The organism is Desulfoluna spongiiphila (assembly GCF_900101345.1).
Lineage (GTDB): Bacteria > Desulfobacterota > Desulfobacteria > Desulfobacterales > Desulfolunaceae > Desulfoluna > Desulfoluna spongiiphila.
Window position 1 is genome coordinate 163,594 of sequence record NZ_FMUX01000012.1, and the last position, 12,040, is coordinate 175,633.

At 59.6% G+C, this 12,040-nt stretch carries 8 protein-coding genes; 5 read left to right on the forward strand and 3 right to left on the reverse strand.

All coding sequences use genetic code 11. The features are described from left to right. Nucleotides 1–185: 185 nt before the first annotated feature. The 3 genes from BLQ12_RS16565 to smc all read right to left on the reverse strand — a co-directional run bounded on the left by BLQ12_RS16565 (nt 186) and on the right by smc (nt 6,445). The gene (locus BLQ12_RS16565; RefSeq protein WP_092212060.1) at nt 186–1,052 is read right to left on the reverse strand and encodes a glutamate cyclase domain-containing protein; all 867 of its coding nucleotides are present in this window, start codon (nt 1,050–1,052) and stop codon (nt 186–188) included. Between the two features lie 200 nt (nt 1,053–1,252). Next, the gene (gene ftsY / locus BLQ12_RS16570) at nt 1,253–2,491 is read right to left on the reverse strand and encodes a signal recognition particle-docking protein FtsY (RefSeq protein WP_254782071.1); all 1,239 of its coding nucleotides are present in this window, start codon (nt 2,489–2,491) and stop codon (nt 1,253–1,255) included. A gap of 345 nt (nt 2,492–2,836) precedes the next feature. Further along, nucleotides 2,837–6,445, reverse strand: a complete 3,609-nt coding sequence (gene smc, locus BLQ12_RS16575; RefSeq protein ID WP_092212062.1) for a chromosome segregation protein SMC — start codon at nt 6,443–6,445, stop codon at nt 2,837–2,839. Nucleotides 6,446–6,857: 412 nt separating this feature from the next. Here smc and BLQ12_RS16580 point away from each other — a divergent pair, with 412 nt between their 5' ends. The 5 genes from BLQ12_RS16580 to BLQ12_RS16600 all read left to right on the forward strand — a co-directional run bounded on the left by BLQ12_RS16580 (nt 6,858) and on the right by BLQ12_RS16600 (nt 12,004). Continuing rightward, complete coding sequence (locus tag BLQ12_RS16580; RefSeq protein ID WP_092212064.1) at nt 6,858–8,936, forward strand: 6-phosphofructokinase; 2,079 nt, start codon at nt 6,858–6,860, stop codon at nt 8,934–8,936. Between the two features lie 92 nt (nt 8,937–9,028). Continuing rightward, on the forward strand, nt 9,029–9,274 hold the full coding sequence (locus BLQ12_RS16585; RefSeq protein ID WP_092212066.1) for a hypothetical protein: 246 nt from the start codon (nt 9,029–9,031) through the stop codon (nt 9,272–9,274). A gap of 281 nt (nt 9,275–9,555) precedes the next feature. After that, nucleotides 9,556–10,320 (forward strand): LamB/YcsF family protein, encoded by a 765-nt coding sequence (locus BLQ12_RS16590; protein WP_092212068.1) that lies wholly within the window; start codon nt 9,556–9,558, stop codon nt 10,318–10,320. Next, nucleotides 10,317–11,048 carry a 5-oxoprolinase subunit PxpB gene (gene pxpB, locus BLQ12_RS16595; protein WP_092212070.1) on the forward strand — a complete coding sequence of 244 codons (732 nt, stop codon included), beginning with the start codon at nt 10,317–10,319 and terminating at the stop codon, nt 11,046–11,048. The genes BLQ12_RS16590 and pxpB overlap by 4 nt, the downstream gene beginning before the upstream one ends. Further along, the gene (locus tag BLQ12_RS16600; protein WP_092212072.1) at nt 11,045–12,004 is read left to right on the forward strand and encodes a 5-oxoprolinase subunit C family protein; all 960 of its coding nucleotides are present in this window, start codon (nt 11,045–11,047) and stop codon (nt 12,002–12,004) included. The genes pxpB and BLQ12_RS16600 overlap by 4 nt, the downstream gene beginning before the upstream one ends. Nucleotides 12,005–12,040 lie beyond the last annotated feature (36 nt).

Below are 12,040 nucleotides of genomic sequence, written 5' to 3' on the forward strand. Positions count from 1 at the left end.
CGTGGGTTTGTTAAGTTCTTCATGGATGGAAAAACGCCATGCAGATCGCGAAATCTGTTTTTTAAAACCTGTTTATCCAACTTTTCAAAAGTTGGGCTCCCGGCAGGGCCGCCGGAGGCAGCCATTACATCCAAAAAGCCCCCTGTCGTACAAGCGGCAGGGGGCTTTTTTTGTTTGGGTGCGGATCAGGCTGTTTTGGGATAGCTTTCGGTGCTGAAGGGGGAGACCCAGGATTGAAAGCGTTTGATGAGGGTTTCGCCGCGGCTTAAGGGAAACCCGTCTTCCGTGGGTTCAGGGCGGACGGTGACGCCGTCCACGCAGCCGTTTTCCACCAGCCAGTGGGTGGTGGGCGCGGGGTCGCAGAGGTCGAGGAGTTCTTCGCCGGTGAGGGCTTCCATCATGGCGATGACGCCGTAGACGCCCCAGTTGGAGACCGAGGAGACCACCAGCTCGTGGCATGGGGTCACCGAGGGGATGATGGGAAGGGTTGAGAGGGAAGCAAGGACATTGCCCATGCCTATTTCGTTGCCGCCGTCGCCAAAGGCCACGGAGAAGAGGTCCTCTCTGTTAAAGAGGGCGTCCACCTTGGCCGCGTGGGGCGTGATGTCCGAGCCGCGCATGTTGTGGTAGCTGCCCTGCGCCGATGCGCCGGGGCGTTCCACGGAGACGACGGCTCCGGGGCGGTGGGTGTCCATGAGCTTTGCGATATGGGGCGCGGTCTCTTCCGGGGTGGCGATGGGCAGTTCGGTGACCTGGAAGCGTTTTCCGAGGAGGGTGGACAGGGGCGGTGCCCCGACAAAGACGGGGCATCCGTTCAAATACTCCAGCACGCGGTACAGGGCAATGGCTCCCACGGGCCCGTCGGTCTCAAAGGTGCCTGAGACGGGAAACCCGGTGGTGATGAGCACCGGCCCCGGGCTGTCCAGGATGCCCTGGGCGGTCCGGAGCAGATAGCCGGGGTCAAGGGCTTGGGCTGCCTGCTCAATGCCCCGCGCTCCTCCTTTGAGGAGCTCTTCTTCCATGCGTGTTGACAGGTCGTCCAGAGGTGTCATTCCAGCTCCGGGTTCGCGTGGTTCATGCCGGTCGTGGCCACATTTTGGAAAAAACGTGTCGCTTTATTCTTTTGATCCAGCCCTAAAAACAAATCCACGAAGTCTCATAAATCAACATCGTTTGCAATGTCTTTTTGTCCGATTTTTCAAAAGCTTGGCTCCCGGCGGTGTCACCGGGAGTATGCTTTGATCTTTTTCCGCTACAGCAACGCGTCTGCAAACTCTTCCGCGTCAAAAGGGCGAAGGTCGTCGGCCTGTTCCCCGATGCCGATGTATTTCAGGGGCACGCCCAGGGTGCTGGTGATGCCGATGACGATGCCGCCCTTGGCGGTGCCGTCTAATTTGGTCAGGGCCACGCCGTCGATGCCCACGGCTTCGTGGAAGAGCTGGGCCTGGGTGAGGGCGTTCTGGCCTGTGGTGGCGTCCACCACCATGAGGGTCTCATGGGGGCCGTCCTCGATGGTTTTGGAGACGCTGCGCCGGATTTTTTTGAGCTCTTCCATGAGGTTCTTTTTGGTATGGAGGCGCCCTGCAGTGTCGATGATGACGATGTCGGCGTTTCGTGACACGGCGGCCTGGACCCCGTCAAAGGCCACGGCGGCCGGGTCGGAGTTGTCCTTGTGGCGGACGATGTCGGCGCCGGAGCGCTCGGCCCAGATGGTGAGCTGCTCCGAGGCGGCGGCCCGGAAGGTGTCTCCGGCCACGATGATTACTTTTTTCCCTTCACGGACAAAGCGGGTGGCCAGCTTGCCGATGGTGGTGGTCTTGCCCACGCCGTTGACCCCCACCACCATCATGACGTGGGGTTTTTTGAAGGTCTCTTCAGGGGGCGCATCAAAGGAGATACGTTCCAGGAGCAGGGCTTTCAGGGCTGTTTTGAGTTCGGCGGAGTTGGAGATCTCCGAGGCTTTTTCCGAGAGGGTTTCGATGATCTCCATGGTGGTGCGCACCCCCACGTCGGAGGTGATGAGCAGCTCTTCCAGCTCTTCCAGGAGATCGTCATCCAGGACCCGTCCCCCTTTGAAGAGGGCATCCACACCGCTTGACAGGGCGTTGCGGGTTTTGGAGAGGCCGCTTTTAAGGCTCTTCATGACGCCTGCTTCGGCGGCGACGGACTCGGGGGCTGCCTGGGGGGCCGGTTTCCGGGCAGGGGCAGGCTGTGTGGCCCGGGCCTCAGGCTTCTCTTTGGCGGGCTGATCTGCAACCCGGGGCATTTCCTCGGCAGGTTTGACCTTTTTCGGGGCTTTAAGGGCGGCTCTCACCACCAGGAGAAAGAGAATGAGAATCACTGCCGTTGCGGGAACCATCCACCAGAGGGCCTCTTTATACGGTGCAAGGGCGGGGATGGCCGTTGCAACTGCGTCGGCAAGGCGTTCAAGGGCTGATTTCACCGGGGCAAGATAAGGAGACACTGTCTCCATGAGAACCGTCATATCCATATTGATCGTCCTGTGTTCTGATTCGGGGCGTAAAAAAAGGGGCTCGGAAACGCATGACATCATCGTGGCCAGCAGGTGGTCATCCAGGGTGCATGTGAGGCCAACAGCCATGGGAGCGGATCGGGCGCGTTCCAAGGCCCTGTCATAAATCCCGGTAATGTATCAGGGGATGAGGCTCTTGTAAACATCCGCAAGCCAGCTTTGGTGCCTCAGGGCGCCGGCAAAAAATAAACGGACAAGTCACCCATGAATGCCGCAGTGATTTTCCCAGAGGAACGAGGGGGAAAGCCCTGATGCAACCAGCTTTCAAGGTGGCTCACCTTGCCGCCGGAGGCATCGCTTTTGCTAAACCGGTGCCGTGTTCAGCTCTTCAAATTCCGTGGGGAGTTCCTTGCCGCAGAGGTTGACGGAGACCACCTTGGAGACGCCTTTTTTCTCCATGGTGACACCGATGAGGATGTCGGCGTGTTCCATGGTGATCTTGTTGTGGGTGATGACGAGGATCTGGGAGTTCTCGGCGATCATGGTCACCAGGTTGTTGAACCGCTGGACGTTGGCGTCGTCCAGGGGGGCGTCGATCTCGTCCATGACGCAGAAGGAGGAGGGCTTCAAAAGAAAAATAGAGAAGACAAAGGCGATGGCGGACAGGGCTTTTTCTCCGCCGGAGAGCAGGGAGAGGCGTGCCTGTTTTTTGCCCGGGGGCCGGATCATCAGCTCCACGCCGGTCTCCATGGGTTTGCCGGGTTCGGTGAGGACCAGGCGCGCGGAGCCTCCCTCAAAGAGGCGGGGGAAGATTTCGTCGAGCTTTTCGTTGATGCGGTGGAAGGTGTCGATGAACCGCTCCTGGGTGATGCGGTTGATCTTGCGGATGATGGCCTCCAGGTCGTCCAGGGAGGAGGTGAGGTCTGCCTGTTGTTCCGTCAGGAAGCCGTGGCGTTCGTTGACCTCGTCGTATTGGGCCACGGCAGCGGGGTTGACGTCCCCCAGGCGGGATATTTTGCGCTTCAGCCCGGCCAGTTTGTCGGTGAGGCCTTTTTTCTCTGAGCGGCCTTCGAGCACGTCGTGGATCTGGTCCTCAAAGGCGGGAATGAGCTCGTCGATGGGGGCCCGGTACTGCTCGGAGACCCGTGTTTTGAGTTCTTCTCCCCGGGTGAGGACCCCTGCCAGCTCCACCTCTTCTTTTCTGAGGGTGTCGGAGAGCTCGTCGTGGAGTCCGGCCAGCTCCCGGGTTTCTTTCTCCTTTTCGGCCATGTCCGCCTCAAATCGGGCAAGGCGGTGGCGGGTGACGGCCAGGTTTTCTTCCTCCGCGGTGACTTTCTTAAAGGCCGTCTCAAGGCCCGCTTCCAGTTTGGCTGCCCGTTCCAGGCTGGCGGCGGACTCCCGGTTTTTCTTCTCGATGCCTTCGGTGAGTCGGCGGGTGAGCTCTTCGCCCTCCTTCAGAAAATCGGTGAGGCGTTTGAGGGTGCTTCGGTGGTTTTCGTGCCTGGCTTCTTCCCGGGCCAGGGAGAGCTTCAGTTCCACGATGGCCTGTTCGGCTTTTTCAAGGCTCTCCCTTGCCAGGGTGAGTTTTTCGTTTGTTGTCTCCTTCCCCTGGGCGAGGGCGGCAAGTTCTCCCTGGGCGGCGGCGAGCTGTTCACGTGTCCCGTCCATCTCCTCTTCCAGGTCCGCGAGGTCGCCTAAGAGCTGTTCGGTCTCCAGGTCCATGAGGGTGAGCTGCTTTTTGCCCTGCTTGATCTGTTCGTCGGCCAGGAGACACTCCCGCTCTTTTTCCGAGCGCATGCGCAGCAGGCCGCCCATTTCTGATTCCGCCTGTTTCAGGGCTTCCCGACGCGTGTCCAGCTCTGTCTGGATTCCGCTTCGGAGGTTGCGGGTCGTTGACAGGTCCGCTTCCATGGCGAACAGTTTTTCCTCGGCCTCGGCCATGTCGGAGCGCCGTTTGAGAAGGGAGGCGGAGGCACCGGGCGTACCGGCTACGACGGCTCCTGAAAAGTCCACGAGGCTGCCGTCCCGGGTGGCAACGGCCACCCAGTGGTCGGTGGCTTCCCGGGCCGCTGCGGCTGTGGCAAGGTCTTCGGCCACAAACAGCCGGGAGAGAAGGGCGGGCAGGGGGGCTTTCAAGGGGCCGTCGACGACGATGAGATCGGCCAGGGCCCGGCAGCCCGGCAGGGGCGCTCCGTCATAGGCGGACATCGCCTCATTGCCCGGGGGGAGGAATCCGCAGCGGCTGGCGCTTTTATCCTCCATGGCCTGTGCCCCTTGAAGGGCGGTGTCCCGGGAATCTACCAGAATATGGGTGAGGAGGCTCCCCAGGGCAGTTTCGGCAGCGGCTTCATACCCTTTTTCCACCTGGAGGAGGTCCGCCACCACCCCCTGGGAGGCAGAGCCCAGGGCATCCAGGTGGTCCATGCCTTCCTTGACGCCGTCTCCGTATCCGTCCAGGTTGCGGACCATGGCCTGCATGGTATCAAGGTAGGAGCGGACGCGGCTCTCTTCAATCTCTTTGCCCTTGATGGCCTCGTCCATTCCGGCGGCGTCCCGTTTAAGGGCGTTGATGCTGTCCCGAAGATCATCCAGATGGTCCCGGAGTTCGGTGGTCTGGTCTTTAAGCTCCGTCATCTCGCCTTCGAGGGCGTGTCCTTTTTCCGTTGCCGAGGTCAGGGCTGTTCTGGCGGTGGCCAGGTCTTCGTCCCGCCGTTTGAGTTTCCGGTCGGCGGTTTCATGGAGCTTTTCCGCGGAGGTATAGGCATGGCGCACCGAGGCTTCACGGGCCACAAGGGCCATGTGGCGGGAGGAGGCGCTGTGGCTCTCTTTTTCAAGGGTGGTGAGGTGGGCCCTGACGGTGTTTTTCCGGCTTTCGGCTGCCTCCATCTGCTTGTCCAGGTCGGTGACCACCTGGTCGAGGTCTCCGTGGGCAAGGCGCAGAGAGCGGATCTCTTCGGTGAGTTCCCGGTTCTTGTGACCGGACTCTGCCAGGTGGCGGGTGTCTTCGGTAACCTCGGTTTCCAGGGTGGCAGCTTTGTCCCGCTGGTGGCTGATTTCGTTTTCGTCCCGGTCGGCGAGGCGCTTCAGTTCGAAGATTTTTTGATTGTGGACTTCGATGGTGTCCGTGGTCTCCTGGGTGTGGAGCTTGAGGCGGGCCATGGCGCTTGAAAGGGCGTCCCGTTTGGTCACCGCGGCTTTGGTGCGCTCCTTGGTTCGCTCTGTGGAGGAGACCAACTCTTTGGCTTTTCGGCCCAGCTGGAGGTACTCCACCCCGGAGAGAATGAGGTCCAGGTCCCGGATGCCCTGCTGGAGTTCTTTGAAGAGCAGGGCCTTTTTTGCCTGTCGTTTGAGGGAGGCCAGCTGGTTTGAAAGCTCTGCGAGGATGTCGCCCACGCGTTCCAGGTTTTCCCGGGTGGACTTGATCTTGGACTCGGTGTCCCGCTTGCGCGCCTTGTATTTGGTGACGTCTGCGGCCTCTTCGATGAAGACCCGACGCTCTTCGGGGCTGGCGTCGGTGAGGGCGCCGATGTTGCCCTGCTGGATCACGGCAAAGGCGTTTTTGCCGGTGCCGGTGCCGAGAAAAAGGGTCTGGATGTCCTTCAGGCGGGCGGGCTGCCGGTTGATGAGGTAGTTGCTCTCGCCGGTGCGGAAGATGCGCCGGGTGACGGTGATCTCGCTGTATTCGTTGAAGGGCCCCACCACGCTGCCGTCTTCGTTGTCGATGGTGAGGGAGACCTCGGCCATGTTCATGGGGGCGTTTCCGGCGGATCCGGCAAAGATGATGTCTTCAGAGGTTTTTCCCCGGAGTTTGCGGACGTTCTGCTCGCCCATGACCCACCTTAAGGCATCCACCACGTTGCTCTTGCCGCATCCGTTGGGACCGACCACCCCTGTGGTTCCGGGGGGGAACACAATGCGTGTTTTTCCCATAAACGATTTGAACCCGGTGATCTCGAGTTTTTTGAGCTTCATTGGTGGTGATGTTTCCGTGGGGTTGGCGGAATGAGCGGCTCAGATTGTGGGAGCCTGTCGAACCGAAGGGTTGCTGCCGTTACGTCAGCTATCACATATCATTCCGCCGTGGGGATGTAAAGCTGGCGGAAACGCCTGAATCCCTTCGATGATTTTTTGAAATACCCTGGCTTCGGGTGTGGCGGGACAGGCCAATTATATGGATTGGTTCTTGCATCCTCTTTTAACTGTCTGCTATAGCAATACTTAATAATGCAGGGCGGAATGTATTGTGCCTGCTGCTAAGACGGGCCCCACACGCTTCGGATGTGTGCGGCTTTTTTCTATGATGTCGACAGGGGCGATGATGACTCGCCCTTATATACGGATCGGCCTGTGCCCGCCGAATCGAGCGATTATAACGGAGACACTTATGTGTGAAAAACCTCTGATGAGCCTGGATGACCTCCTTATAAACGACTGTGCCAAACAGATCATTGACGGAGACAGCCTGGATGTCATGGAGCGACGAGCGTACACCCCGCCTATGTGCGAGGTGTTTAGAAACGGGCCCACAGCCCTGGAACCCCAGAACCAGTACCGGTTTGACATCAATGTCGCTGCACGGGAACAGCTGCCGCACCTGATCGAGAACCGGGTCGAGAAGGTGGTGACGGCGTCCGGGCAGCAGGTTGAAGGGTACAGTCGCCCCAGGACCATCGGCATCGTCTTTTCCGGCGGACCGGCCCCCGGGGGGCACAACGTCATTGCCGGGTTGTACGACGCAGCCAAAAAAGCGAACCCTGAAAACAAGGTGTACGGGTTCATCCTCGGCCAGGACGGGATCATCGAGGGCAACGTCTGCGAGCTTACCGACGAGAGGGTCAACCAGTACCGGAACCTGGGCGGTTTCTGCATGATCAAGACCGGCCGCACCAAGATCGATACCCGCACCAAGATGCGCCTGTCCATCGGCACCTGCAAAAAGCTGGGGCTCGACGCCCTGGTGGTGGTGGGGGGCGACGACTCCAATACCAACGCCGCCTTTATGGCAGAGGCCATGAAGGACGAAGGCATTCAGGTGATCGGGGTGCCCAAGACCATCGACGGCGACATTCAGGTGAAAGATTCCGAAGGAAAGAGCCTTTGCGCCATCTCCTTCGGGTTCCACAGCGCCGCCCGCTCCTTTGCCCGGAATATCGGGGATCTCTGCACCGACGGCAGCTCCGATGTCAAGTACTGGCATTTCTGCAAGGTCATGGGCCGTGTGGCCAGCCACCTTGCCCTGGAGGTCTCCCTTCAAACCCACGCCAACCTTACCCTCATCGGCGAAGACCTGGCAGAGTATGTGGATCAGGAGCGCGTCGAAAAAGCCCGTACCGAAGGCACCGTGGACTACACCGCCTACGGCATGACCCTGCGTCACCTCTCACGGGTGGTCTGCGACGCCATTGTCCGGCGGGCTGCCGTAGGTAAAAACTACGGCGTGGTGGTCATCCCCGAAGGGGTTCTGGAGTTCATCAACGAGGTCCAGGTGTTCATCATCAAACTCAACACCATCATCTCCGAGTACAACGATGTCCACGATACGGATTTCCATTCGGACTTCAGGAGCCTGGACGACAAGCTTGAGTACCTGAGGCGCCTGGTGCGGGGGATCCGTAAAATGGGGCCCGAGACCATCTGGAACGCCAGGGACGACGAACTTTTCAGCGACATCCCCGAATTTTTCAAGGCGGGGCTCCTCATGGAGCGGGACAGCCACGGCAACTTCCAGTTCTCCCAGGTGGAGACCGACCGGGTCATCCTGGAACTCGTCAAGGACTACCTGGGCATTCTCAAGGAGAAGGGACGCTACAAGGTGGGCATCGAAGATACCTACTTTACCAACACCCTTGCCCGGGCCGGCCTCAGCGCGGAGTCTTACGGGCCGGTTATTTTCCGGAATTACGGGGTGGGGCGTTTTCTCCTCGTCAAGGAGGAGCTGATCTCCCTCAAGACCCTGAAACAGGCCCTGGTGAAGGCAGAGCTCATGGAAGAAGAGGACCCGGTTCCGGCGGCCATCATAAAGATCTACGAAAAATCCGTTCCGAACCTCAAGGTCCAGACCCATTTTTACGGTTATGACGGACGGGGTTCTGATCCCACGAAGTTTGACTGCACCTACACGTACAACCTGGGTCTCACCGCCTTCAGCCTTATTGCCGGGGGCAGCACCGGTCAGATGGTGGGGATCCGGAACCTCGAAAAATCCTTTGAGTCCTGGGAACCCCTGGGGATTCCCATTGCCCCCCTTATGCACCTGGAAGAGCGGGGCGGAAAAATGAAGCTTGTACTGGAAAAGAGCGTGGTGGAGCTGGACTCCAACGCCTTTCGCCTGGTCAAGGCCATGCGGGAAAAATGGATGGCCGCCGCTCCGGGGCCGGACAGGTACCGCAAGCCCGGGGCCATTCGGTTCAGGGGGGACCTGGAAGAGGACAAGCCCATGACCCTCAGCCTGAACTCCTTGTAGTTCGTGGCCTGAAATAGGAAAAACTGTTCGTAGCGATCCTGCCGGGGCGACCTGTAGCCTTTGTTAGCCGGGTACGGCAGTACAGGAAGAATATGAAAGCCCCTGGAACCGGTTTGGTCTCAGGGGCTTTTTTTTGCCCTGAAATCCTGCAATTAAGGGTGTTCTGTGGGGAGGCGACGGTGCCTTTTTTCTTTGTGACGCCCGTTGCTGGAAGGCGCGTGGGCTTGCCCTGGTCGGCGTTGCTGAATCACGGCGTCGTCGAAAAAATAAAACACGGGTCCGGCTTTGGTTTTCAAGGCTTTTATAGCTTTCGAAAAATGGAGTGGCAGCTTGCTTAACGATACGAAAGCAGCCCGGGTTCGAGCTTTATTCTTGACATTTTTGGGGGGGCTTTATAGGTTCCGACTTACTAAATTCGATAAATATATATAAAAACAGTAGCCGATTCCTTCTCCTGTGCTTTCGCATTGTTTGATTCGTTTAACGTGTGGGCATGGGTTTTGTGCGTCTGTCGTGCAAAAAGGAGCCAGGATCCATCCGTGTGTCCTGCGGTTTGAGAATGATTTGACTTCAATGCATTGCCTGCTCCGGTTCGGGCGGGCAGGCAGGAGCGATACCCATGACATCCATTGATTTGAACTGCGACATGGGCGAGAGTTTTGGCTCGTATCGCATCGGCGCCGACGACGCGGTGATGCCCCATATCACATCAGCAAATATTGCCTGCGGCTGGCACGCCGGAGATCCGTCCGTGATGGATCGAACCGTGAGAATGGCGGTTGAACAGGGCGTCAAGGCCGGGGCTCACCCGGGATATCCCGACCTCATGGGGTTCGGGCGGCGCTTTATGGATCTCTCCTTTGACGAGCTTTGCAACGGCATCGTCTATCAGGTGGGCGCGTTAAGGGGATTCTGTCTGGCCCACGGCACCGATATCAGCCATGTGAAACCCCACGGGGCCCTTTACAACAACGCCATGGTCAATGAGACCGTCGCCCGGGGCATTGCCGAAGGCGTGGCCCGCATCGACGCCGGGATTCCCGTTTTTGTCCTGGCCGGGGCCAAGGGTCGGAACATGGCCCGGACCTGCCGCGAGAACGGCTTGCGTGTGGTCCTGGAAGCCTTTCCCGACAGGGCGTACACCCCTGAGGGGAACCTGGCGCCGCGCAGCATGGAGGGGGCGGTGAAGACCGACCCTTCGGAGATCGCCGACCGGGCCCTCATGATGGCCGAAGAGCAGCGGGTGGTGGACACCGACGGCAATACCATCGAGATCGAGGCGGAGACCCTCTGCCTTCATGGGGATACGCCGGAAGCGGCCATCCTGGTCCGCTCCATTCGCAGCACACTTGAAGCCTCAGGGATTATCGTAAAAGCAGTATGAGTACTTATGAAGAGTTGCAGCCTGACGGGCTGCTGGACGAACCGATATTCCGGCGCGTTGGCGACCGGGGGCTTCTCATGGAGCTATCCGCTACCATTGACCTCCAGGCCAGCCAGAAGATCCGCGCGCTGTGCGGGTCCCTTGCGATTTGTGCGCCGGTGGGCGTTGTGGAGGTCATTCCTACCTATCGCTCGCTGATTGTCGTTTACGATCCCTTGAAAACGGGCACGGCGCCACTCGAACGATACCTTAGGGCCCTTGAAAAGAGGCTGGGCAACGCCGAGGCCCCGGAGCCCCATGTGGTGGATGTGCCGGTGTGTTACGGGGGCGCCTTTGGAGAGGATCTTGATTACGTGGCCTCGTACAACGGGCTCTCCGCCGAAGAGGTGATCCGGATTCACGCCGAACCCCTCTACCCGGTCTACATGCTGGGATTTACGCCGGGGTTTCCCTATCTTGGGGGGCTCTCCGAGAAGATCCACACACCGCGCCTGGCCACACCCCGCACCAAGGTTCCGGCGGGGTCTGTGGGGATCGCCAACAACCAGACCGGGATTTACCCCATCGAGAGCCCCGGGGGCTGGCAGCTCATCGGTCGGTGCCCCATTCGCCTCTTTGACCTGAACCGGAGAGACCCTTTTTATATCAAGGCGGGGGACCTGTTGCGGTTTGTTCCCGTCTCCTGCGAAGAGTTCGCGGCCATGGAATCCGGGGAGGTGAGGGCATGAGTGCATCCGTTGCTGTTTTCAGGGTCAAAGAGCCCGGCCCCATGACCACGGTTCAGGATCTGGGTCGATACGGGTATCAGCGTTTTGGCGTGCCCCCTTCAGGTGCCCTGGATACCCGGGCGGCTGTTCTTGCAAATCTTCTGGTGGGCAACCCGGACGGTGCCGCTGTTCTGGAGATGACCTTTTGCGGCGCCACCCTTGAGATCCTCTCTCCCTGCACCCTGGCCCTTGCCGGGGCCACCATGGCAGTGACGGTCAACGGAACCCCCATGCCTTGCTGGCGATCCTTTTCCGTTTCGCCCGGCGATGTGGTGGCCGTTGGCATGGCGTCTTCAGGCTGTCGCGGTTACCTGGCCCTTTGCGGGGGCATTGATGTGCCCGAGGTCATGGGCAGCCGCAGCTGCTATGTGGGGGGAAAGTTCGGAGGATACGATGGCCGGGCCCTGGCCCACGGCGACGTGATCCGTGGGTTTGCTCCTGAAAGAGATAAACCCCATCGGCAGATCCCCGAGGCCTTCAGGCCCGTTTATGGCTCGTCCATCGAGCTTCGGGCGGTGGCAGGTCCCCAGGATGATTTTTTTAATGAGGGACTGGACCTTTTTTTCAGCCGGGAGTTTACCGTCACCAACCAGGCAAACCGCATGGGATATCGCCTGGAAGGGCCCAAAGTACTTCGAAAAGAGGGGATGCCCAAAAGCATCATCTCCGAGCCCAGCCTCCCGGGTGGCGTTCAGGTGCCCGAAGGGGGGGACCCCATTATCCTGCTCCGGGAGCAGACCGTGGGGGGCTACGCCAAGATCGCCTCGGTGATCTCCGACGATATTTCCCGGGTGGCCCAGGCGCTGCCCGGACAGACGATCCGATTTCAGAGAGTGTCCGTGGAGGAGGCCCACAAAATCACCGTGGCAGACCACGAGACGCTTTTGGCCCTTAAAGGGATGGATTTGGCCCTGTAACGGGGCGGGCTCCGTATAGACATGAGATGACGAACC